Raw genomic sequence first — 23,139 nt, 5'->3', positions numbered from 1 at the left:
TTAAGGAAGGAAGGATCAAACACAAAGGTGAATAAGAATGACTGATAGTTTCAAAATTTCATCTCATCAATTGATGATTTTAGTCCTTTTGTATTCAGTTGGAACAGTTATTTTACATACTCCTTCTCCTTTAGCTACCATTGCAAAGCAGGATGCGTGGCTTGCGGCATTTCTCGGCACAGGGGTTGCATTAGTTTTTGTATGGTTCTACATCAGAGTTGGAAATTTATATCCTGATCTAGCTTTGGATCAAATAAATGAAAAGGTTTTCGGTAGGTCAATCGGAAAGTTGATCAACCTTTTATTTTTTTTCTGGTCTTTTTCAACAGCTGCCGAGACCACTTATTATGTTGGTAATTTCATTAAAATATTTTGGATGCCAGATACACCACTTGTAGCATTAAATATGTTATTAGCTGTAGTTGTAGTCTTCACAGTGCGACTTGGTATTGAAACTTTCACACGCACGTTGGAAATATTCTTCATACCTGTTTTAGTATTACTTACTATTTTTATTGTTTTTAGTATTCCTCAAGCTAATATAGTAAACATACAGCCAGTATTAGAAAATGGCACCAAGCCTGTAATTCGGGCCACACTTTTTTTCATAAGCGTGTTTACGCTGTCACCTGTTATGTTTTTAATGATTTCCCCTTCAAAGGTCGATAAAAAGAAAGAAGGAGAAAAAGCTTTTTATACTGGCACATTAATCGGAGGAATCATTATAATTTTTATTATCATGCTGGATATATTAGTTCTTGGTCCCGATTCGACAGCAAGAAATATCACCCCAAGCTATACTCTTGCGAAAAAGATTAATGTTGGGAATTTCCTCGTGCGAATTGAAGCTATCATTGCTACGATTTGGATCATTACAACCTATACCAGAACGGTGATGTATTTCTATGTATCGGTAGTTGTCTTTACAAATATATTCAATTTAAAAGATTATCGACCTTTTACTACTGCTTTAGGAATGATTATGATCTTTCTTTCAATCATTATTTTTCCAACGGTCCAGGTATCTGGAGATTTCAATAAAAATATTTGGTTGTTCTATGCATCGACTTTTGGTCTGATCATGCCTTTATTATTGCTTATTATCGTTAAACTTAAAAACACAATGAATAAACAAAGAGAGGAACTTAAATAGCTAGATTTGAAAACGAGACTCGCAAGTCCAAAAACAACATGGCTGTTTTTACTTAAGCCTAAAATGATTGCATGGGAGTTCAAAGCATAAAAAACGACCATCATAAAGATGGTCGTTTTTTTATGGTCATTTAAATATGATGGATATGATTTTATCCGTTTTCATCTCACTATCTACCTCATATGTTCCTGGACGTAATCCGTTGGCCTTGCCTTTTTTTTCAACCTCGTCAGAAAATTCATTGGCATTCTTAATGACTTTTGCTTTTTGAAGGGTTTTGCCTACATCGATGCTTGTCGAGCCTTTAGATACTTTCAGAACTGTACGGTATATGATTTTTTCTGTTGGTTCTTTTTCTTTTTCTGTTTCTTTTTCGGCTTCCGCCTTATCTTTAATAGATTGCTCTTCTGCTATCTGATCTTCCCATTCTTTTTCAGAATGAATAACATACCCTTTCGAGGTCAGAGACTCTTTCATATCATCTTCCGATAGTTTCTCTGATGTGCCGGTCGCTTCACCTGGCCCAAAAAAGTATACTGCACCGCACAATCCAGCGGCAACAATAAGACCCCCTGCAAAGCTGCGCATTGATTTAGATGTCATTGGCAACATTTCTCCTTTCATTCTTCGTTACTATGTAAGGAGTAAGCAAGCGTTCTATTTCATTTTCCGGCTGTTTTGTTTTCAATGCGATGCTTTCAAAAGAATAGCCCCGCTTATGTAAGTCGAGAACTTCACGCAACAAGTTCCGCTTTTCGGAAGACATGGCAAGTATGCCTGCCTCTTGCACCGTAATTTCAGCATCTATCTCGATGTTCCTGATTTTTTCATGTAATACATTCATTTCATCTCCAAAATTGCTAGCAAGCATTTCCAATTGACTGTCCACTTTCATTGAATCCTTTTTAATAAACGACAAAATGAACAGTAAAACTGCTGCACCAAACAAAATGACTAGAGCCCATTCCATCATTCTATGTCCCTCCTTAATCTTTATATCTATTATCTCGCTTTCTAATTATATATTGATTTGCACCAAAACTCGATTTAAAAGAACTAAATATTACAATAGTCATGTATTTATGACAAAAAAAGGCGAGAGATGGCTATTCTTCAATAATTATGATGGTAAAACACCTATTGCATCTTCCATTTAAATACTATTTTACCATTATTCAATGATGAATCAAACCTTTGTTACTATATTTTGGTTCCATGTATTAATCCTGCATATTAAATTTCCACAACATGAGAGAATGGATGATTCTCATTAGTCAACAGCTTTCACTTTGCTTTTTTCATCGTTGTTCTTTTCTTCACATTCATTTTCACTTTTACTCTCAGCGGAATCCCCACCTGAAGTATATTAAATGACAAATGTCCTTCAAAACGATAAGATATATACTATTAGGTTCCTTTCCTGATTCATTAAATAGGTGTGATTTTATCGTGTATCATACTTATTGAATGCATGCAAGATAATAAGGAGGAAACAATGAATATAAAAATAAATAAGATACCGCGTTTCATGCAAGCCGAAATGGAAGAACTTCAATCAACATTATCTCCCTTGTTGAAAAAAAATATGAAATACAGACTTTTATCAACTGTGATGATAGGTTTTTCCATCATTAATCTTTTTTTCCTTTTATTTAAGGGCGAATCATTACCCATCTCGAAAATTGCTCTTGGAATTTATGCATTGGTAGGAGCTGTTGGATTTGCTCTCTTAAAAGAAAATAAACACAATCAAAAAGAAATAGTGAAAATGAGCCAAAAATATATGTTGGAGAGAATGAAAAAAAGTAACTATTTAACAGATTCCAGGAAAAGTAATTACTATAAAAGGGTAAATGATCAGCCACTATTTGCCATGAATGTTTTTTTTGAGTTTCTCTCTGAAGAACAACAAAGGATGAACAGATCCTCACACGAGGAATAAATACAAAAAGAAGTTCGCAATTTACTATACCGTTGGAATCAATCAACGATTAGCGCTTTAAAAAAAATAGGTAAAAAACACCTCAACCCGTTTGAATCGGTAACCTGCCGATTCAAACGGGTTGGTTGCTTTGCCTTTGAAACTGTCTACATAATGAGGTAAGACAACTTTACGATAGATCCTTTCCAAAAAAGTAATTAGTCTTGAAGGTTCTTATCAATAAGTTCGTGAAAATAGACAGCAGCATGTTCAGTCGGAGAAAAGATACCATTTGAAAATGCCTGGGAACTTAATCCTTTTTGCAATTTTTCCACCAGGTCAAAATCTTCCTGCCTTACTTGATCAACAAATTTAAAATATTCTTCTTTTTCTTTTGTTGTGATTTCATTGAGGGAATAATCACGATAAATACCTAGTGATGTCTCTGCATCAACAGGAACTACTTGAATGGTGTTCACATTCCCGTCTCCTGGATAAACGTTAATCATCATATTTGGCCAAATCCAATAAAAGCGCGCTTGGTCACCTTCAGCATTCTTGCTAGCTGCCATATACTGATAGGTGAATTTGTCATGTGTCGTTGTGCAAAAGTTCGATATATCAAAAGATTTTGCAAAGCCAGGATGGGCAATGGAACAATGATCACATTCAAGGTAGTTGTCCACAACAGCTTTCCAATTTGCTTTAACTTCACGCCTAGTTTCTCTAACTAGTTTTAGAGAATCAAAGAAGGGATACTCTTTCATTCCCTCTAAAAACTCCTGATATACTTCTGCCAGAGAAGCGGCATTTTTGTCCAGATTGACAAAAATCATAGCATTCTGAACTTCTAAGCGAATGGATTTCATACAGCTGTGTTCTCCCAGGTCATTCGTTTTAAAATTAGGAGCCCTATTTACATTTCCATCTAATTTGAACGTCCATCCATGGTATCCACATTGTAAAACTTTTTTATTTCCTTTGTCAGAGTTTTCTACTTTCATTCCGCGATGAGGACAAATATTGTAGAAAGCACGCAGTTCACCATCAGTACCGTGAGTAACAATAATAGGCTCACCTGCGATATCCAATGTCAAGAAATCGCCCACTTTCTCAAGTTGGCTGGCATGCCCAACTAATATCCAATTTTTACTGAAAATCTTTATTCTTTCTTCATTAAATACCTCTGGATCGACATAACTTGAATAAGGTAGTGTAGGGCTGAACTGTACATTTTCTTTAGTAGACATATTGAAAATCCCTCCTGATAATTATCTGATTTTTTTCAATAAAACCGCTTCGTACATTTATTTCTAGTTATACCCGATCCATATAGACTGTCTTGACTTCTGTATAGAATTCAACTGCACTCTTCCCTTGTTCACGGCTGCCTGCACTTGAATTTTTACATCCGCCAAATGGCATTTGCGGTTCAGTTCCTGCTGTTTCCGAATTGACATGGACAAGACCCACTTCTACATCTTCAATAAACTTTTGAGCCGCCGTTAAATTATTCGTGCAAATTGCTGCGCTCAATCCATATTCGGTATCATTCGCCATCTTAACTGCTTCCTCATAATTTCCTGCCTTAAAAAGTGCGATGACTGGTCCAAAGATTTCTTCACGTGCAATGCGGGCATGTTGAGCAACATTTTCAAAGATAGCCGGTCGTACATAAAAACCGTTCACCAATTCCTCTTCAGTCGGAATCTCTCCTCCGCACAATAACGTTGCTTCTGATTTCCCAGCATCAATCATTTCAAGCACGCCATCGCGTTGTGATCTAGATACAGAGGGACCAATATATGTTTTTTCGTTGAGAGGGTCGCCCACTTTTAATTCTTTTGTACGGGCGACAAGACGGTCACGGAATGCTTCATAAATTCCTTCTTCGACAATCACCCTGCTAGTGGCTGTGCATTTTTGCCCAGTGGACTTAAAAGCTCCGCCTACAGCAATTTCCACTGCTTTTTCTAAATCAGCATCAGCTAGTACGACGAGCGGGTTTTTCCCTCCCATTTCCACTTGCACTTTCTTCCCATGTTCAATGGCTTGTTTTTGAATTTGCTGACCTACTTGATTCGAACCGGTAAAAGATATAGCCTTCACATCCGGATGTTCCACTAACTCAGCACCAATGACGGAACCCCTTCCGAATACACAATTCATGACTCCAGCCGGAAGACCCGCTTCATCCAATGCTTTTATCACATGATAGACTGACTTAGGTGTAAGATCAGCCGGTTTAATTACAACTGTATTCCCATAAATAAGGGCGGGTGCCAGCTTCCACACAGGGATGGCAATTGGAAAGTTCCATGGTGTAATCAAACCCACCGGACCGAGCGGAGTACGAGTTGTGTACAAAAATGTATTGGCATTCGCTGAAGGAATTACTTCTCCTATTGGCTGCCGGGCTTCAGCAGCATAATATTCAAGAATGCTAACAGCTCGATTGGCTTCCCCCATCCCTTCCAAGAATGTTTTTCCTTCTTCCTTTATCAAATCCCGACCTACTTCCTGCATATTCTTTTTCAAAATATCAGCCGCTTTCTGCAAGTATGAAGCCCTTTGCTGAAACGATAGTTTTTTCCAAGCAGGAAATGAATTTTTTGCGGCAGCCACTGCATCATGTAAATCTGCGGCCGCACTAGATGGAAATTCCCCTAAATTTTCTCCATTATGGGGACTAAGGTTTTCCTTATACTCCCCAGTAGTTGGTTCTTTCCATTTTCCATTAATATAATTTAAGTAACGCATACAATTTCCTCCCACATTCTATTGATGGTAGATTTTCTTTATAACTGGAAAACTCTTAAATGATTCTCACCATACGTGTAAAATCATATGGTTTCACTTTGTCGGCATATGAACAATAATTTCTATTGAACGAAATCATTGGGCGGTTCGTTTGATAAGGCCGGAACCTCTATTTTCCTTCTCGTATATCTTAAATAGTAAAATAAATAGCAAGCAACGACGAAACCTAATCCCCAATACAACGAATTACGCTGTGTCGGGTCATAAGCGGTGAAAACGAATATACCTAGACACATTAGAATGCAGAGAATCGGGGCTACCGGGAAGAAAGGTACTCTATACTTCAGATCTTCAACCTTTCCACCTTCTCTGATATATTGTTTCCGGAATCTGTACTGTGCCAACGCAATTGCTATCCAAGTAAGTAATCCTCCAACCCCGCTTATAGAAAGTAACACAACAAATAACGTTTCTTCTGCTACTACACTAGTAAGTAACGACAGCAAGGCAAAGACCATACTGACAAGTAAGGCGTTAATAGGTATACCGCGCCGATTGAGCTTTCCAAATGAAGCATGCGCCATACCGTTTTGAGAAAGGGAGAAAAGAATCCTCGTACAAGCAAACAGACCCGTGTTCCCCACAGAAAGGACTGCCGTCAAAATTACGAAATTCATAATGTCGGCAGCATAAGGAATACCTACCATTTCAAACACTGTAACAAATGGGCTTTCCATCACCCCAACTTCTTGCCACGGAACGATAGCCGACAAGACAAAGATTGCTAGTACATAAAATAGCAACACACGTATTACGATATTTCGAATCGCTCTCGGGATGCTCTGTTGCGGGTTTTCCGTCTCTCCTGCTGCAACCCCCATGATTTCCGATCCCTGGAAAGCGTAAACGACCGTCATCATCGATACAAACACACCTGTAAATCCTGTAGGGAATAGTCCATCACCTATAAAATTAGAAAAAAACGGAGCAGGTTGTGCGTCCATATGAATCAAACCAAACATTGCTGCCCCACCGATAATGATGAACAAAATAACGGCAAGTACTTTAATCCCTGAGAACCAGTACTCTGTTTCTGCGAAACTTCTAGTTGTTAACGCATTAATAGTGAACAAAAGGACGGTAAATATCGTGCACCAAACCCATACTGGTATATCAGGAAACCATCTAGTCATGAGCAAACCAGCCGCTACAAATTCCAGGCCTACGTATAGAGCCCAGCTCAGCCAGTAAATCCATCCAATGACAAAACCAGTGGCGGGTCCAATAAATTTCGTTGCATGGACCTGAAAGGAACCGGACACCGGCATCACTACCGATAATTCACCGAGACATATCATCGCCAAGTACATTAATAAACCACCGACCAAATAGGCAAGAATCGCTCCTGCGGGTCCGGCTTCCCCGATCGCATAACCTGATCCCAGGAAAAGACCTGTTCCAATTACCCCACCTAAGGAGAGCATAAATAAATGTCTACTCTTCATTGATCGCTGTAATTCTTTTGGCTGATTTTCAGGTACTGTTTGCATGAATACCCCCCGTTTCTAATCGAATAACTGGCCTAAACACCTTTAATTAACACGAGATAACGAGAGTTCTCATTATTCTGAAATTAAAACACATCATTGTGCAGCTAACGCTTCGGAAGGCTCCCCATATTCTAGCAAGTAGCTTATTGTCGGTTTAAATATTTCATAAGCTACCTCTCTTTGATATTTATTTTGTTTTTTTGCCTCCGTAAACAACTGATACGTATTTTTTCTACATAGTTTTTCAATATCATCAACTACAGCTTGTGGGTTTGGTTTAACTAGTCCGAAAATAATCACATCATAAAATCTTATCGCCCCCAGGTTGGCTACGAAATCATTGACAAGATCAATTCCTCTTTGTTTTATGATTTCGTCCCCCTCAGGAGAAAGGGGAATGTTTGCCGCTTCCACAATTAAGCTTGCTTTTACGCTATTAGCATTGGAACTGTGGATGACATCTTCGAGTGCGGACGGAATTAAGATGTCGCAATCTATATCGAGCCATTCCGTGTTCGACCTTACATCATAATGCGGTTCAAAAAAGGCTTTATCCATTTCTCCGTACAAATTCTTATGATCAATAAGCTTTTGGACATCTAATCCTTCTTCACACGTTACTAAAAGGGCTGCATCAGAAATTCCAACCACTTTATAACCCAACTGAGACATTTTCAATGCGCAGCTTGCTCCTACGCATCCGAATCCTTGAATGACAACTCTCGCTCCATCTTTTCCGCTATTAAATTTCCAAGCTTCATCTGCAGAAAATGCTACACCGTAGCCCGTAACGACATCGTTTAAAAACAACCCGTCAATTTTTGTCGTCAACAGTTCATCGAAGTCTTTTATCCCTTGCAGAACATTCGGGTTTTTCTTCATTGATTTCGTAAGAGGGATATCAATACCGAATTCTTTAAATATTTTGAGCACATCGTCATATTTTGTACCTAAATCACTGCCTAAAGATACCCCGATGTCTATATAAGGCATCATCGCAAGTAAAAATCTTCTTAATACTGCATACGCGTCTGGCGCTTTATAATCATAGGCAATTCCCGCTTTACAACCGCCAGTCGTCTCAGACTCACACGCTACATACTTATAAGCCATCGCCTCAGCTAACCTTTCTACCTCTTCTCTTGTAACCGTTGGATGCATTCTCGTACCGCCGCCTGCGTAGCCTTTCACAAAATTATGAACGACCAGCCAGCCTTTTGCATCTGTTTCCGTATCATTCCATTCGACAACTAAATATGGTTTTAACATCTTTGAAACCTCCCCAAAACCTTCCTATTATTCGTTCCTATTACCTTCTAATGCAAACAATACCTAAGCATTAATGCCAGCAACTATTTGTTGGACACGAGATTTTCGTGTACTTCTTTCTTGTCTTGGCCTACAGAAAGTATCTTTGGATTGACTGTAACCTCGATAACAGCCGGAAGCCCAGAAGCAATCGCCCTTTGCAGCGCTGGTGCAAATTCACTATTTTTTTCAACCTTTTCACCATGCGCTCCAAATAAGCGGGCCAATTCGGCAAAATTAGGATTGGACAAGTCAGTTCCAACGACCCGATTTGGAAAATGCCTTTCTTGATGTGCGCGAATGGTTCCGTAAATATTGTTGTTCACAACAATGGATATGGTCGGAATTTTATATCGTACAGCCGTTTCAATCTCCTGGAGAGTCATCATAAAGCCGCCATCTCCTGAAAAAGAAACCACATGTTTGTGAGGCTGCGCCAGTTTTGCCCCTATTGCCGCAGGCAGTCCATATCCCATGGCCCCCGATGTTGGCCCCACATAAGTGTTTTCATGTTCAAAGCGATAATATCTCGATAGCCATCCAAAAAAGTTGCCTGCATCATTTGTAATAATTGTATCCTTTGGAAGACTGGCAGCAATGTCATGCATGAATCCGTCCATGTCCACGAAATCTTCTGTGTAGTCGGGCTTTGGTTCAGAAAATTCCATATATTTATCGTGCAATTCTTTCACATTATCTTCATTTGAAATAGAAGGATCTGAACCTTGCGCTTGCAGTGCTTGTTCTAAGAAACTCTTGGCATCGGCTTCAATGGCAAGAGAAGGAGCATACACTTTACCAAAATTATCGGGACAAATATCCACATGGATCAGTTTTGTATTTTTAGAAAGCAGGGTGTAATCTTGTGTTCCTACTTGAGAGAATCTCGTCCCTAACGCCAAAACAACATCTGCATCTCGGATTGCATCAAGTAAATATTGAGGTGTCCCAAACCCAAGCCATCCTGCATAGCAAGGGTGTGAATTCGGAAACGCGTCGAATCGGCGGAAAGCGGTAACAACAGGTAGTTTCATGACCTCGGCAAACTGTACAAGCAGCCTGTTAGACCTAGCATGAATCACACCGCCACCAGCAATCAATACGGGGCGCTTCGCGTTTCGTAACGTCCCTATCGCCTGCTTCACATCTTCCATATGTGGTTGAGGAGGAAGTGAGCGATAAGAAGGATTGATTCTCAACTCTGCCTCATCTTCTAACATGTCATGCGGCAAAGACACTAATACAGGGCCCGGACGTCCCGACCGTGCCATATGAAACGCCCGTTGCAATAATTCCGGGATCCTTTCGACGCGATCGATTTCTACCGTCCATTTACATAAATGACTGAAAAAGCCCGTCAAATTTACTTCCTGAAATGCTTCCTTTTCTTTAAAAGGGCGTTCAACCTGCCCAATAAGCGCAACCAAAGGGGTTGAATCTTGAGCAGCAGTATGGATACCGATAGCTAAGTTTGTCGCACCCACTCCACGTGTTGCCATGCAAACTCCTACCTCACCAGAAGCCTTCGCATACCCTTCCGCCATAAAAGAGGCACCACCTTCATGTCTGGCGGAAATAAGTTCTATTTCAGAATGTTGATATAGTGCGTCCATTACACTAAGATAGCTTTCACCTGGTACACAAAAAGCTTTTTTTACCCCTTCTTTAGCCATTACTTCTACGACCGCTCTTCCTCCATTGACTTTCATAATCCAGCCTCCCGCTTTCAAAAACGTGTTTTTGTTCTAGTAATTTATATTTAGATGAATGTTGAACTCATTCTTACTATTATTTAACAAGTTTCCCCATACCCGAAACTCGTTCATCCTCTTCTTCCACATTGATTGAAGTTTTTCTTGTCACAGCACTAACCCCCAAAGTTACTGCAATGTTTATAAGTAATACAGCTAACCCCACATCAAGATCCTGTATTGCTTGCGGTAGTGATGGAAATAATGTGGCAAGCGTCGTACCTGAAGTAGTCGAGTATATGACAAGCAGAATTCCAACAATCATACCGACAAAAGCTCCTTGAACGGTAACGGGATTCTTTTTCCACAGACTGAAAAATAGGGCTGGGAACAACTGTGCCATGAAGCTATATGCCATAAGATACAACGTAAAAATTGACTCCCCGCCATTGAACGTAAAGTATAGAGTCACGATAGAAATGACCGGTACTAACATCCTGCTCAATCTCCGAAGTTGTTCATCTGATGTATTCGGTTTCCACACCTTATATACATTTTTTGAAAGTATCGTGGCCGTAGCCGTCAACACGAGTGAACTAGGTATTAGGGCAGCCATCGCCCCAGATGCTCCAATCACTCCAACAAACCAGGGATCGAATGACATCTTCGCCATTTTAAATAAAGCTAAATCTGCTTCTGCTCCCTGTAAATTCGGAACTTGAAGTATCGCAGAAAAACCAATAAAAAGTGAAAAAATGATGATTACTTGATAAATTGGCATAATTCCAGCATTCCAACGAAGTGATTTTGGACTTTTTGCAGAGAACACTCCCGCTAACATATGAGGAAACATATAGAAAGCAAGTGCCGTCATAATCGTAGCGGAAATAAACCAAGAGATACTCATTCCTTGTTCAGGGAATATCAATAATCCTTGTTTTGCTGTATCGATTGCTTCAAACATCGGCTGCAAACCACCGTAATAATGAAGTGGAAAATAAATCCCCATAAAGACGACAACTGCCAAAATCATAATATCTTTAATGACGGCCGTCCATGCAACACCATGCATTCCTGAAGCCGTTACATAAATTGTGATGGCAATTACACTTACAACTATAGCCACATTAGGAGAGATGGACCCATAGGAGGCTTCCGATACGATTATTCCTAGCCCTTTTAACTGCATGATCAGATAAGGAATAATTGAAATAACGCTAATTACCGCCACAAGAACACCTAAAGCCGGACTATTGTACTTTTTGTCATAAAAATCAGATTGAGATATGACATTGTTTTTTTTAGCATACCTCCAAATTGGCGGCAACAGCCAATAGGCGATTACAAAATAGAAGCAATTGAAAGCGTATAAGGCAGGAGGCATACCGGATCTATAAGCTCCGCCGCTGGCCCCCAGAAACGTATATGTCGTAAACATTTCACCTGCTATCAAAAAGAAGAGTAAAAAGCTGCCGAAACCTCTTCCACCTATAGCCCATTGTTCCAAACTCATATTTTTACCTTTTCGTGCTTGAAGTCCTAACCAAATACACAAAACGAGAAAGAAAGAGATAACAAGCAGGGCTGCATTCATCAGTCTTCTTCCTCCTTGGTTGAAGGATCAAGTTTATTAGCAATCATCAAAAACACAGATGTAAGACATACCCATAATATGGCCCAAAAAAGAACAAATGGCATCCCTAAAACATAAGGTTCAATTCGATTGATAACAACAAGCGAGCCGAGTGCTGGTATCACACTTATCACATAGATTATTTTCTTCATTTGTTCACCATCCTTATCAACAAATGCCAAACTGAACTTTTTAATATCTTGCTATTTTAATAAAACATACGTGTACTTACATTGACACCCCTTTAGTTAAGGGCTCATTTACAGCCCAATTCGGTTTTACACCAGTAAGAACTTGTTCCACTTGCATGGCTGCATGTACAGCCATCCGTATCGACCCTTCCTTCGTCAATGCCGCATTATGAGGACTGACAATCACATTATCCAATTTAAAAAGAGGATTCCATTTATCAGGAGGCTCAACTTCAAATACGTCTATTCCAGCGCCGGCAATTTCGCCCGCTTGCAAAGCATGTACTAAATCACTTTCCTTCACTACACCGCCCCTGGAAGCGTTTACAAAATAGGAAGAAGGTTTCATCCAGGTAAACTCACGGCTTCCTATTATACCCTTTGTGGTTTTCGTTAACGGCAGATGCAGACTTATAACATCAGAGTTTCTGAATAACCATTCTAAATCTGTTACTATCTCTAATTCCGAGTTCATGCCGGCTGTAACATAGGGGTCGTAGCCAATTACTTTCATATCGAAGCCATTCGAGGCCTTTTTGGCCAGTATTCTGCCGATTCTACCTAGTCCAATAATCCCCAACGTCTTGCCTTCCAAGTCCATGCCAAAAATTTGATTACGGATAGCAAAATTCCCACTGCGCAGCTCTTTATCAGCCAAGTTTAAGTTTTTGGACAATGATAAAATCAATGCCATTACATGTTCAGCTACAGCATTCGCATTTGCCTCTGGCGTATTTGTTACATAAATTCCACGCTTTGTAGCTGTTTCGATATCAATATTGTCCAAGCCCACTCCATACTTAGCGATTACTTTGAGGTTTTCAGCTGCTTGAATAACATCTTTATTTAATACAGCCGTAGATCTCGTTAATACTGCATCACAATCCTTGATTTCTTCGATAAGAATTTCTTGCGCCAGGTCAGACCCTACTTTAATCTTATAGCCTCTTTCTACTAAATAACTTTTGCCCTCTTTCTCAATATCTTGAGGAATATACACTAAATGACTCACATGTCCACCACCCTTTCTTGTTAACCTGGAAGGAAAAAAACTTTCCTACTCCTTTGTATATATACAATAATTGTGCCAACATAAAAAACATCAGTATTATCCATGAAACAAGCCTTTTCGTTCTTAATCAAGACATAAATAAAGTTAACACATTGTTTCAAAACGAATTAATTTGTTTCATTATGTTTCAATTTGTTTCAATATGTAAATTTTTCATCTTTCTCCATAAAGTCGTGCGACTCATCCCTAACTCAGAGGCAGCTTTTCCCTTATTATAATTAACCCTTATTAACGTTTGAACAATTCTTTCACGCTCGGATAAATGTATTCCAGGCGTCATCCCGCTTTCTTCCTCTCGTTTCAACACTATTTTCTTTTTACTCTTATTCGGAAAAAACATTTCGATATCGTACACATCAATTAACTTGTCTTTATACAGAACGCTTAATCGCTCACAAAAATTTTGCAATTGGCGAATATTCCCTTCCCAGTTCTCTTCACTCAGTTTTTTCTTGGCAGCATCCGTAATCTTAATTTGTTTTTGATCCGAGTGACCTTTCTGAATAAAAGCATTCACCAATAACGGAATATCCTCCCTGCGTTCCCGAAGTGGAGGCAATACAAGGTCCAGTACACTCAAGCGATAATACAGATCCTCGCGAAAGTCATTACTTTTGACCATTTGCATGAGGTCTTTGTTCGTTGCCGACACAATTCTCACATCAACCGGAATTACCTTATCATCGCCAATGCGCATAATTTCCCGCTCTTGCAGGACACGAAGCAGGCGGCTCTGCATTTTTGGGGAGATTTCTCCTATTTCATCCAAAAAGATGGTACCTCTATGAGCAAGTTCAAAAAACCCTTGCTTTCCGCCTTTCATAGCCCCCGTGAATGCTCCTTCTGCATATCCGAAGAGCTCACTTTCCAATAAATTTTCGGGAAGCGCCGCACAATTAATGGCCACAAACGGTTTATTTTTCCGGCTGCTATGATTATGTATGCTTTGGGCAAATATTTCCTTGCCCGTTCCCGTTTCTCCAATTATAAGTATGTTTGAATCTACTTCACTATAATGTTGAGCTGTTTCAATCGTCCGCTTAATTTCGGGACCCCGATACAATATATCATCAAATGTGTACTTAGCCACATGTCCGCGTAAATGTAACTTCCGATAGAATTTCCCTTCCATCTCCTGAATGCGTGTAACATCTTGAAAGGCAACCATATCCCCCACTTTTTTACCTTTTAAAAATATTCCAACTTTTTTTACCGATAATTGAATAGATTGGTAAGCAACAATATCTTTTTCGTATTCATCGTTACTTAACAGCATATCACGAAATTTTCCATGCTTTATTATTTCGTTTATAGAATTTCCAATTAAGCTCCCCTTGGAAATGGATAATATCTCCTGTGCCGCCGTATTAAATACAGATATTTGCCCTTTTAAATCTATAGCAATAACCCCTTCATAGGCATAATTAAGAATCGTTTGATAGCGCTTGGTCTTCTCCTGTTCCCTTCTACTGACAAGAGCTACTCTTTTCGCCTCGATCAACGCCTGCCGGAATGATTCCTTTCCAGTATTAACGAGAATGGCTCCCAATCCTATCTCTTCAGCATATTTACAGGTACTTAAACCACTTAGCACCACCTCACAGCCATCACTGACCGCTAAATCTACTAAACTGGCGGAGGACTCGATATCATTTAATATATAGGACTGAATTGGCAAATCAACGATATCAGAAAGGTTTTCCACGCCATATATCATATTTAACGCTCCAATAACGGCCACTTTTTTACTGCCAAAACGTGCCTTGCAATCATACAGACAACGAATGAGATCTATACCTTGTACAGGTATATCAACGATAGGAATTAATTCATTGCATTCTTTTAAAAGCTTCGTAATTAATCCCCGCGAGATGACTACATCAGCATCAAGCTTCAGCTTCACAATCTGATCAGCATCCACAACTACCTCCTCTAACGCAAACTTCACTGAACCATCATCATTATTTTCCGCTTCTTCCAATTGGTTGAATTCCTCAAATCTTTCAAAAGCATCCGTTATATACCCTTTTCGAGGAACAACGAGTTTAATTTTTATCAAAGCACACACCTCAAAATCATATAGGTTTATTGGATATATAATCCACTGGCATCAAACAAGGACTTGATATAATTGAGATAGCTAAGAATGGCAAGCAAAAATTTTCGATCATTATGAAAAGTATATGGCTTACTATCCTAATTACCAATTGACACATTCCTAAAAAATTAATCGTCCGCCATTTACTTAGATATTTCATTTTTGAAAAATCTCTTTTGAAAAATAAAAAACCCTGTTATCGTGGGTTTTTTCGAATGTTTTTATAATGATCCAAAAACATTAGTCACCTTTTTAAAGGGTATGGGTGGTCACATTCAAACGCCACTAACCTTTTTCTTCGAATGTTTATGTTCCTCTGATCTGCATCGTTAGAATACGCATGTAACATGAACTTCAGTATAAAAACAAATTACTGGTATATCATGTTATTCATCACCTATTTTATTTTCCATAAGTTTCATTCCTTTCACACTAATAGTACATATTCCTTATATTCTTCATACAAATGGGGAAATCCTTTTGATTTTTTAGTGACAGACAATAAAATTCTAAACCCCGTTCAAGTAATCCTGAACGGGGTTATTCAATAAACACATATTGGGTATTTGAGGACAGGGTTTGTTGTCAATCTTCGTAAATTGTTCTTTCTTGGCGGTTTTTACTTACGAACTAATAAAGGATCGGCAATGACAAGAACTTTCCCGGACTTGATGTCTTCCACATATTTATCGACTTCCGCTTCCTTCAGTCCAATATCCAATAATGGCTTCCTCAATCCGCCTGCTCCTGATGCTGCACCGGCTGCCGCTCCGCCAAACGTGGCGAAAATCGGGCCTGCTGCCAAAATCGGACCAATTCCCGGTACGGCTAATGCACTCATTCCAATAAGTAGGCCTGTCAATCCGACAGCTCCTCCAGCTGCTGCCCCAGCTACCAATCCATCAGTCTTTGCTGGGCTGACTTCCTCAGCTTCATTTGGTAAGTTATCAATGTTTTTTGCTACTACTGATATTTGATCGGAGGTATATCCTCGTTCCTTTAAATTTCCGACTGCCGAAATCGCTTCATTTTCATTTTCATATATTGCTATAAACCTCTTGTCCATGAGTATCTGCTCCTTTAAAAGTAATGTACTATACAATACCCTTAATTGAGTTTTAATAACCTTCTATGCAAAAATGAATGTCACTCCCGGATTTGCCCCTGGCCATAAATGAAATACTTGCTCGATGTTAAGGCAGGTAAACCCATTGGTCCACGTGCATGAAGCTTTTGCGTGGATATGCCGATTTCTGCTCCATAACCGAATTCAAAACCGTCTGTAAAGCGAGTGGAAGCATTGTGATAAACTGCTGCTGCATCTACTTTAGTTAAAAATAAGGAAGCGTTTTGTTCATCTTCTGTTAGGATTGCTTCGGAATGTTTCGTACCGTATTGGTTAATGTGTTCAATGGCATCCGATACACCGTTTACCACTTTCACGCTGATTTTCAATGCTAGGTATTCAGTTGACCAATCTTCCTCCGTAGCCGTTTTCGCTTTCGGAAAAGCGTTACAAACTGCTTTGTCTCCGTAAACTTCAATACCCTTTTCGTCGAGGATTTCCAAAATCCGTTTTCCATTTTCTTCAAACCATTTTTCGTGTATTAAAAGACTCTCAATTGCATTGCATACCGAAGGCCGCTGTGTTTTACCGTTCAATACAATCTTCTCGACCATGGTGATATCTGCCGTTTGATCGATGAAAATATGACAATTACCTGCCCCCGTTTCGAGGACGGGAACAGTGGACTCCTTAATGACCGTTTCAATTAAATTCTTTCCACCGCGGGGAATCAAAACATCTAAATACTCATTAAGATGAAAAAGTTCCTTAGCGGTTTCACGGCTCGTATCCTCGATCAACTGAACAGCTTCCACAGGGATTTCCGTATACCCTAATGCTTTATGAATGGAGGAGACTAGGGCCATATTCGAGTTCTTGGCTGACGAGCTGCCCCTTAAAAGCACTGCATTCCCCGTTTTCAAGGATAATGTAGCTGCATCGATGGTCACGTTCGGCCTTGCTTCATAAATCATCCCGATTACACCGATCGGCACCCGTAACTTTTTAATTAATAAACCATTCTCTTTTTCGATCGTCTCCAATTGTTCCCCAATTGGATCATTTAAATCGATTAAAAGCATAATGGCCGCAGCCATGTCATCTATACGGTTACCATTTAACATAATTCGATCCAATGTAGACTCACTGAAGCCTTTTTTCCTGCCATCTTCCAGATCCTTTTGGTTTTCTTTTATCAAAAAATCTTTATCGATAATAAGTTGATTGGCAATTTTCTCAAGTGCTTCATTCTTCTTTTCCGTTGTCAATCCGATTAGCTGATAACTGGCTGCTTTCGCTGCCTTTCCTTTCGCAATCACTTCACTCATTTTCAAATTGCCCCCTTTTCCTTCGCTAAAATTGATCTTTCCCTATGCTTTCACCCATTTATCGCGGTGGATGACCTCTATGGATGTGAACACAAGCTCGGTTGTCCGTTTGCCCATAGCCTGTTTTAATTGTTCGTCAGAATAAAGAACCTCCCCCCGTCCCAATAATCCATTTGCACCATAGACCTCGACGACATCCCCCTTGCTGAAAACACCTTTAATTTCATAAATCCCAGCCGGTAATAGACTGCTGCCATTTGAAACTAAAGCCTTTTCAGCACCTTCATCAATGAATATTTTCCCGGATACTTGTGAATGAAGGGAGATCCACTGTTTGTTTTTCGTTACAGTCGTCAAGACATCATTGCCGATATAGGTGCCATCACCATTGCCCTCCAGGATCGTAAGAAGTTTTTCACTCCCTGCACCAGATCCGATAAATACTTTCACTCCCAGAGACAGTGCTGTTTGAGCTGCAATCAGCTTCGATTTCATTCCACCTGTACCAACACTGGAACCAGCTCCTTCGGCCATTTGCAATAAATCCGCCGTAACTTCGGAAAGCTTATCCAACCGTTTGGCACTTGGATTTGTTTGGGGATTGGAATCATAAAGCCCATTAATATCCGTTAAAATGATCAAATGGTTAGCGTGAACCAACCCGCTCACTAGGGCTGAAAGCATATCATTGTCACCGAATGTCAACTCTTCGACCGATACCGTATCGTTTTCATTAATAATCGGAAGTATGCCGCGTTCAAGCAATTCCATTAATGTTGCATATGCATTTTTATATCGATCTTTTTTCGAGAAATCTTTCCGTGTCAATAAAATCTGCGCTGGAACGATTCCAAAGTGCCCTAATTGTTCCATATATGACTGTATTAATAGGCTTTGTCCTACAGCTGCAGCCGCTTGCTTCCCTTTAAGAGTGACAGGTCTCGTAGGATATCCCAGCTTGCGAAAACCTGTCGCTACCGCACCTGATGAAACAAGGACCACTTCATGTCCCGCTTTCCTTAATGCTGCCACAGCCTGGATATGATCGGAAAATTTGTCTTGGTCGATTTCACCTTGTGTATTCGTTAAAGAACTACTTCCTATCTTTACAACGATGCGCTTCTTTTCCATCGATTTTTCCTCCAATAAATAGCATAGACATGAAAAAAAGCCCTTTTCATCCTTGAAATAAGGACGAAAAGGGCTTCTCTCCGTGGTACCACCTTCATTGAATGCAAGTTGATGCATTCCACTTTGCCTGATAACGCCAGGATCTGCGCCTATGTTTTGCATAGGACTCAAGAAGCAGGTTCTGCGCTTTCCTGTCGCGGGTCTTCCAGCAATTGACGCCGCTCTCTGTCACAGTAATTCTCGCATACTAATCTTCTCTCAACGTTCATGGTTTTAATATAGTATGCTAAATTATCTTCTTGATGTCAATAACATTCCTACGATGAATGAACCTTATAAAGCTATGGCCGGTCCAAAGAACTCATAGTGAATTTTATCCGAGTCGATCCCTAACTCTTTTAGGTAAGTGATGATGGCTTTCATGAAAGGAACAGGACCACACACATAATAATCAGCTTCAGGTTTTACATGACGGCTCAATAATTCCTTATCGATATACCCTTCCTTCTCAAAATTCGGCATGTTCTTATCATCCTCACTCGGATTTTTAAAAACAAAGGATAATTGATAGCTGGCAAGCTTGTGTTTGAGATCCATTAGTTCCATTCTAAACGGCTGTAAATTACCATTATCAGACGCATGAATGAATTGGACATCACGATCAGGTTTTTGTTCAGCTACGGCATGGACCATACTCATGAAAGGTGTTATGCCAACGCCTCCGCTCAAGAATACTGCAGGTGTTCGTTTTTCCAAATCGATCGTGAAATCACCCGCAGGAGCCGTTACGTCTATACTGTCGCCCATCTGAATGGATTCATGCAAGTAGTTAGAGACCCTACCATCAGGAGAGGTTCCCGGCTTTTCTTTTTTAACGGAAATCCGGAAGTAATCTTTTCCTGGTACATCGGACAAACTATATTGACGGTTGAATAAATAGCGTTCACCTGGTATCTCGATACGAACGGTGATATATTGTCCAGGAAGAAATGATGGAACCTCCTCTCCATTTGATGACTTTAAATAAAAGGAAGTGATTACATCACTTTCTCGTACTTTTTCAACCACAGTGAATGGTTTGAAATCCGACCAACCACCGACCTGATTGGAAGCTTGGTCGTACATTTCCTTTTCGATGCTAATGAATACATCGGCAATGACTCCATAGGCCTCTCCCCAAGCTTGGAGGATTTCTTCTGTAGCTGCATCTTGTAATACTTCCTTGATAGCACCTAATAGATATTGTCCTACAATGGGATAATGTTCCGGTTTAACTGCGAGACTTCTGTGTTTTTGTGCTATTTGCTTCACGACAGGTAAAATCGTTTCAAGTTGATCTATATGTTTAGCTGCAGCCAAAACCGTGTTGGAAAGTGCAGTTTGCTGGCGCCCTTTTTTCTGATTGGCGTGATTGAAAATATTTAATAATTCAGGATGTGCTTCGAAAAGATTTTTGTAGAATACAGTTGTTATAGTTGTACCATGTACTTCTAAAACAGGTACAGTGGATTTGATAATATCGATCGTTTTCTGGGATAGCATAGATATACCTCTCTTCATTAACAAGTATTTTAAATACATGTTTATATTAAAGCGAATTTGCATTTAAAGCAATATTTCTAATACATCTTTTCAAATAATAAGTTTTCATGTTTATAAAATGTTCACATTTATGATATAGTCAAATGGGGATAGAATGTGAGGCGATAAAACATGAGGTTGACGAGTTATTCCGATTACTCACTTAGAGTGTTGATTTACCTAGCTTCCCACGACCAAAGCAAATTATCCAATATAAAAGAAATTTCAGAGGTTTATCAACTATCTAAAAATCATTTGATGAAGATTGTTCATAATCTGGGGAAATTAGGATATATAGAGACGATACGTGGAAGAAATGGCGGTTTCCGGCTTGCAAAATCACCCGCTGAAATAAATGTAGGTGAACTGGTACGGAAGACCGAGGAGGATTTTTATTTAGTGGAATGCTTTAAAGATCACGATAATTGTGTGATTTCTCCTGTTTGTTCTTTGAAATTTGTCCTGAATAATGCCTTGGACGCTTTTCTACAGGTCCTTGACCAATATACGATTGCAGACTTCAGCGAAAATAAAGTGATGCTCAAAGCCTATTTCGATTCGGTAAAGCATAATGACCAAGAGCCCGATTTCTTATAATCGGGCTTTTTTTTAACCTATGATTCGTTCGATCTGCATTTCCTTTTCCATTCGTAAATCTATGATCCCTGTACTTGTTTTCATTAAAACTTTAAGGGGATCGTATGGATTGATCATAATGATCGTCCCGAGTCGTTCATTAGTAAGCATGACTTCTTTTCCAACCAGGGTGGACATTAATTGGTTTACAAACGCCAGCAAGATTTCAGGATTGAATTTACCGAACATATCACGGTTCATTTGCTCGATCACCCTATAAAATGGCATTGCCTGATGATAGACACGATTTGATGACATTGCATGGAATACATCAGCTATTGCCACGATTTTCGAATGATGATGAATATCATTCCCCTTCAGTCTAAGTGGATAGCCTTGCCCATCTTCCCGTTCATGGTGCTGAAGGGCCGATAATGCAATTGATGGCGGAATGTCAGGGATATTTTTAAGTAACTCATACCCATAAATGGTATGGCGCTTCATTTCTTCATATTCTGTCGCTGTCAATTTCCCCGGTTTTTCCAATATACTCTCGGGAATCCTTGTTTTGCCCACGTCATGCAGAGTGGCGGCCAATGTCAGTTCGGAAAGGCTTTCTTTCGATAATCCAAGCTTCATCCCTAGATAAGTGGCAATGATCCCGACCCCGATATTATGGTTATAAGTGTACTCGTTCTTTGTTTGCATCTCTTCGAAAAGGTAATAAATATCCGGATTCTTTGCAGTCTCCGCAATGACAGGTGCAATTTTCGACTTAATTACTTCAACCGATTTCTGCTGTATGTTTCCTTCATTACGAATATCGGATAAGATTTTTTTGATTTGAACAGAAGCTTCGTTGATTCTTTTATGGATTTTCACTTTAGGTTGCACATGATATTCAGTTAAAGCGGGTTCACTTTCTTTCCCTTTATTCATTTTTTTCAATATGAAATCAATTTCAGGGATCGTAAGAGGTGAAATCCATTTACTATTCAGCTTCCCTTTTCTATTCTTCAGCGCCCTCACACTTTTCTCTATTTTTTACCTATAATACCATATCCTTCATACAGTCGTGTATTTATATAAACAGTTTTATATATTTACGAGCGGTCGCTAAGTTCATTGCCTAGCTGTTTTAACTTCTCACCAACTGTACATTCTGATATACAGAACTGGTGGGCATAAGAACGCCCCTTCTCTTTTCGAAAATGTTTTCGTAAAAAACAATCTTGGCAAAATGAAGCGAGTACATCTTCTACTTCTTCATATATTCTTTTCCTGTTCATTGTTGATATGGCTCCTTTGACTCAGCTATTTCTGATTTGCTGAAAATGGCTTTTCCCTGTAACGCTAGAGTGGCCAGGCGATCTGCCTCCTGATTCTCTTTGCGTGAAATTGGCTTGTAGACCGGGATGATCTTTAACTTATCCAGTTTCGCTTCTATTCGGTCCAGCCATTTATTTAAGTTTTCTTCCATACAGGGCCATTCACCGGAAAGTTGATTTAATACAACAAGCGAATCCCCTTTAAATACACAGCTTTGGTGATGGACCCCAAGTTCGTCCATCTGCCTAACGGCTTCATGAAAGGCTGCATATTCCGCTTCGTTATTGGATTCGAATTGCTCCAGTTTTACATTAGTGCGTAAACGCCAAAACTTTTTACCTTGACGAAAGTAAATGGCTACACCAATTCCCGCCACCCCTTCTGCTTTTTGATAACCACCATCAAAATAAACCGTCACATCCTGCGGTTCTTCCTCAACTTCCGTTAAGAGTTTCTTTAACTCCTTCTTTGTCCATGTTGTATCGAATTCATCCTTGAATTCCACTTCTTTCAGCCTGCCTGCCTTTTCAAGGTCTTCTGTAATGACTAGTGCAATACCGGCATCAAGCCAATCCGAAACGAAATCGGCGGATGGTTTTTTTGAAGCATGATATGTCCATTGCATAATTACCTTCAAAGATTTCCAACTCCTTATCATCTCACTATTCAAGCAGTACAGTCGTACAATTTTGATACCTATCTTTCGTAATACCATTTATAATATAATGTAAGCAATTGAATCACTTCTTTA

At 39.5% G+C, this 23,139-nt stretch carries 21 protein-coding genes; 3 read left to right on the top strand and 18 right to left on the bottom strand.

What is annotated here, in order from left to right; translation table 11 throughout:
- Positions 1-37 precede the first annotated feature (37 nt).
- Positions 38-1,153, top strand: coding sequence for a GerAB/ArcD/ProY family transporter (locus ACQKMH_RS06015; protein ID WP_427586509.1), 1,116 nt, complete (start codon positions 38-40; stop codon positions 1,151-1,153).
- Positions 1,154-1,279: 126 nt separating this feature from the next.
- Here ACQKMH_RS06015 and ACQKMH_RS06010 read toward each other — a convergent pair whose 3' ends face one another.
- Together ACQKMH_RS06010 and ACQKMH_RS06005 are read right to left on the bottom strand one after the other, a co-directional pair.
- Complete coding sequence (locus tag ACQKMH_RS06010) at positions 1,280-1,756, bottom strand: hypothetical protein (protein WP_427586508.1); 477 nt, start codon at positions 1,754-1,756, stop codon at positions 1,280-1,282.
- Entirely contained in the window at positions 1,746-2,126 is a 381-nt protein-coding gene (locus ACQKMH_RS06005) for a hypothetical protein (protein ID WP_427586507.1), read from the bottom strand. The genes ACQKMH_RS06010 and ACQKMH_RS06005 overlap by 11 nt, the downstream gene beginning before the upstream one ends.
- Positions 2,127-2,648: 522 nt before the next feature.
- Between ACQKMH_RS06005 and ACQKMH_RS06000 the strand changes: the two genes are divergently transcribed.
- Entirely contained in the window at positions 2,649-3,095 is a 447-nt protein-coding gene (locus ACQKMH_RS06000) for a DUF5392 family protein (RefSeq protein WP_427586506.1), read from the top strand.
- A 197-nt stretch (positions 3,096-3,292) separates the two neighbouring features.
- On the opposite strand, the gene ACQKMH_RS05995 is transcribed toward ACQKMH_RS06000, so the two are convergent.
- The 13 genes from ACQKMH_RS05995 to hmpA form a co-directional block, all read right to left on the bottom strand.
- Entirely contained in the window at positions 3,293-4,324 is a 1,032-nt protein-coding gene (locus tag ACQKMH_RS05995) for an aromatic ring-hydroxylating oxygenase subunit alpha (RefSeq protein WP_427586505.1), read from the bottom strand.
- A gap of 67 nt (positions 4,325-4,391) precedes the next feature.
- Positions 4,392-5,834: an aldehyde dehydrogenase family protein gene (locus tag ACQKMH_RS05990; protein WP_427586504.1), complete on the bottom strand. Its 1,443-nt coding sequence runs from the start codon at positions 5,832-5,834 to the stop codon at positions 4,392-4,394.
- Positions 5,835-5,956: 122 nt separating this feature from the next.
- On the bottom strand, positions 5,957-7,384 hold the full coding sequence (locus ACQKMH_RS05985) for an amino acid permease (RefSeq protein WP_427586503.1): 1,428 nt from the start codon (positions 7,382-7,384) through the stop codon (positions 5,957-5,959).
- A 93-nt stretch (positions 7,385-7,477) separates the two neighbouring features.
- Positions 7,478-8,653 (bottom strand): Glu/Leu/Phe/Val family dehydrogenase, encoded by a 1,176-nt coding sequence (locus tag ACQKMH_RS05980; RefSeq protein WP_427586502.1) that lies wholly within the window; start codon positions 8,651-8,653, stop codon positions 7,478-7,480.
- 83 nt (positions 8,654-8,736) lie between these two features.
- Positions 8,737-10,401 carry a thiamine pyrophosphate-dependent enzyme gene (locus ACQKMH_RS05975; RefSeq protein WP_427586501.1) on the bottom strand — a complete coding sequence of 555 codons (1,665 nt, stop codon included), beginning with the start codon at positions 10,399-10,401 and terminating at the stop codon, positions 8,737-8,739.
- Positions 10,402-10,480: 79 nt separating this feature from the next.
- Positions 10,481-11,977, bottom strand: coding sequence for a sodium:solute symporter family protein (locus tag ACQKMH_RS05970; protein ID WP_427586500.1), 1,497 nt, complete (start codon positions 11,975-11,977; stop codon positions 10,481-10,483).
- Entirely contained in the window at positions 11,977-12,168 is a 192-nt protein-coding gene (locus tag ACQKMH_RS05965) for a DUF3311 domain-containing protein (protein WP_427586499.1), read from the bottom strand. The genes ACQKMH_RS05970 and ACQKMH_RS05965 overlap by 1 nt, the downstream gene beginning before the upstream one ends.
- A gap of 76 nt (positions 12,169-12,244) precedes the next feature.
- Complete coding sequence (locus tag ACQKMH_RS05960) at positions 12,245-13,219, bottom strand: hydroxyacid dehydrogenase (protein ID WP_427586498.1); 975 nt, start codon at positions 13,217-13,219, stop codon at positions 12,245-12,247.
- Between the two features lie 187 nt (positions 13,220-13,406).
- Positions 13,407-15,338 carry a sigma 54-interacting transcriptional regulator gene (locus ACQKMH_RS05955; RefSeq protein WP_427586497.1) on the bottom strand — a complete coding sequence of 644 codons (1,932 nt, stop codon included), beginning with the start codon at positions 15,336-15,338 and terminating at the stop codon, positions 13,407-13,409.
- A 658-nt stretch (positions 15,339-15,996) separates the two neighbouring features.
- On the bottom strand, positions 15,997-16,443 hold the full coding sequence (locus ACQKMH_RS05950; RefSeq protein ID WP_427586496.1) for a general stress protein: 447 nt from the start codon (positions 16,441-16,443) through the stop codon (positions 15,997-15,999).
- Positions 16,444-16,523: 80 nt separating this feature from the next.
- Positions 16,524-17,771 (bottom strand): glutamate-5-semialdehyde dehydrogenase, encoded by a 1,248-nt coding sequence (locus ACQKMH_RS05945; RefSeq protein ID WP_427586495.1) that lies wholly within the window; start codon positions 17,769-17,771, stop codon positions 16,524-16,526.
- Between the two features lie 42 nt (positions 17,772-17,813).
- Positions 17,814-18,902 (bottom strand): glutamate 5-kinase, encoded by a 1,089-nt coding sequence (gene proB / locus ACQKMH_RS05940; RefSeq protein ID WP_427586494.1) that lies wholly within the window; start codon positions 18,900-18,902, stop codon positions 17,814-17,816.
- A 333-nt stretch (positions 18,903-19,235) separates the two neighbouring features.
- Positions 19,236-20,444 (bottom strand): NO-inducible flavohemoprotein, encoded by a 1,209-nt coding sequence (gene hmpA, locus ACQKMH_RS05935; protein ID WP_427586493.1) that lies wholly within the window; start codon positions 20,442-20,444, stop codon positions 19,236-19,238.
- 171 nt (positions 20,445-20,615) lie between these two features.
- Here hmpA and ACQKMH_RS05930 point away from each other — a divergent pair, with 171 nt between their 5' ends.
- Positions 20,616-21,080 (top strand): RrF2 family transcriptional regulator, encoded by a 465-nt coding sequence (locus tag ACQKMH_RS05930; protein WP_230157047.1) that lies wholly within the window; start codon positions 20,616-20,618, stop codon positions 21,078-21,080.
- Between the two features lie 12 nt (positions 21,081-21,092).
- Here ACQKMH_RS05930 and ACQKMH_RS05925 read toward each other — a convergent pair whose 3' ends face one another.
- The 3 genes from ACQKMH_RS05925 to ACQKMH_RS05915 all read right to left on the bottom strand — a co-directional run bounded on the left by ACQKMH_RS05925 (position 21,093) and on the right by ACQKMH_RS05915 (position 23,025).
- Complete coding sequence (locus ACQKMH_RS05925; RefSeq protein WP_427586492.1) at positions 21,093-22,088, bottom strand: HD-GYP domain-containing protein; 996 nt, start codon at positions 22,086-22,088, stop codon at positions 21,093-21,095.
- A 74-nt stretch (positions 22,089-22,162) separates the two neighbouring features.
- Entirely contained in the window at positions 22,163-22,348 is a 186-nt protein-coding gene (locus ACQKMH_RS05920; protein ID WP_427586491.1) for a zinc-finger domain-containing protein, read from the bottom strand.
- Positions 22,345-23,025, bottom strand: a complete 681-nt coding sequence (locus ACQKMH_RS05915; RefSeq protein WP_427586490.1) for a reverse transcriptase-like protein — start codon at positions 23,023-23,025, stop codon at positions 22,345-22,347. The genes ACQKMH_RS05920 and ACQKMH_RS05915 overlap by 4 nt, the downstream gene beginning before the upstream one ends.
- Positions 23,026-23,139: the final 114 nt, after the last annotated feature.

Origin of the sequence: Peribacillus sp. NPDC097895 (genome assembly GCF_050277555.1) — a bacterium.
Classification (GTDB): Bacteria; Bacillota; Bacilli; order Bacillales; family DSM-1321; genus Peribacillus.
Note: the sequence above shows the minus strand (reverse complement) of the source record. Positions and strands in the feature narration are given on the sequence as shown.

Bases quoted from the DNA above. Each gene is read 5' to 3' on its own strand.
- ACQKMH_RS06000 (WP_427586506.1), top strand. From the start codon at position 2,649: ATGAATATAAAAATAAATAAGATACCGCGTTTCATGCAAGCCGAAATG.
- hmpA (WP_427586493.1), bottom strand. From the start codon at position 20,444: ATGCTATCCCAGAAAACGATCGATATTATCAAATCCACTGTACCTGTT.
- ACQKMH_RS05990 (WP_427586504.1), bottom strand. From the start codon at position 5,834: ATGCGTTACTTAAATTATATTAATGGAAAATGGAAAGAACCAACTACT.
- ACQKMH_RS05965 (WP_427586499.1), bottom strand. From the start codon at position 12,168: ATGAAGAAAATAATCTATGTGATAAGTGTGATACCAGCACTCGGCTCG.
- ACQKMH_RS05995 (WP_427586505.1), bottom strand. From the start codon at position 4,324: ATGTCTACTAAAGAAAATGTACAGTTCAGCCCTACACTACCTTATTCA.
- ACQKMH_RS05970 (WP_427586500.1), bottom strand. From the start codon at position 11,977: ATGAATGCAGCCCTGCTTGTTATCTCTTTCTTTCTCGTTTTGTGTATT.
- ACQKMH_RS05980 (WP_427586502.1), bottom strand. From the start codon at position 8,653: ATGTTAAAACCATATTTAGTTGTCGAATGGAATGATACGGAAACAGAT.
- ACQKMH_RS05945 (WP_427586495.1), bottom strand. From the start codon at position 17,771: ATGAGTGAAGTGATTGCGAAAGGAAAGGCAGCGAAAGCAGCCAGTTAT.
- ACQKMH_RS06005 (WP_427586507.1), bottom strand. From the start codon at position 2,126: ATGATGGAATGGGCTCTAGTCATTTTGTTTGGTGCAGCAGTTTTACTG.
- ACQKMH_RS05930 (WP_230157047.1), top strand. From the start codon at position 20,616: ATGAGGTTGACGAGTTATTCCGATTACTCACTTAGAGTGTTGATTTAC.
- ACQKMH_RS06010 (WP_427586508.1), bottom strand. From the start codon at position 1,756: ATGACATCTAAATCAATGCGCAGCTTTGCAGGGGGTCTTATTGTTGCC.
- ACQKMH_RS06015 (WP_427586509.1), top strand. From the start codon at position 38: ATGACTGATAGTTTCAAAATTTCATCTCATCAATTGATGATTTTAGTC.
- ACQKMH_RS05950 (WP_427586496.1), bottom strand. From the start codon at position 16,443: ATGGACAAGAGGTTTATAGCAATATATGAAAATGAAAATGAAGCGATT.
- proB (WP_427586494.1), bottom strand. From the start codon at position 18,902: ATGGAAAAGAAGCGCATCGTTGTAAAGATAGGAAGTAGTTCTTTAACG.
- ACQKMH_RS05975 (WP_427586501.1), bottom strand. From the start codon at position 10,401: ATGAAAGTCAATGGAGGAAGAGCGGTCGTAGAAGTAATGGCTAAAGAA.
- ACQKMH_RS05985 (WP_427586503.1), bottom strand. From the start codon at position 7,384: ATGCAAACAGTACCTGAAAATCAGCCAAAAGAATTACAGCGATCAATG.
- ACQKMH_RS05920 (WP_427586491.1), bottom strand. From the start codon at position 22,348: ATGAACAGGAAAAGAATATATGAAGAAGTAGAAGATGTACTCGCTTCA.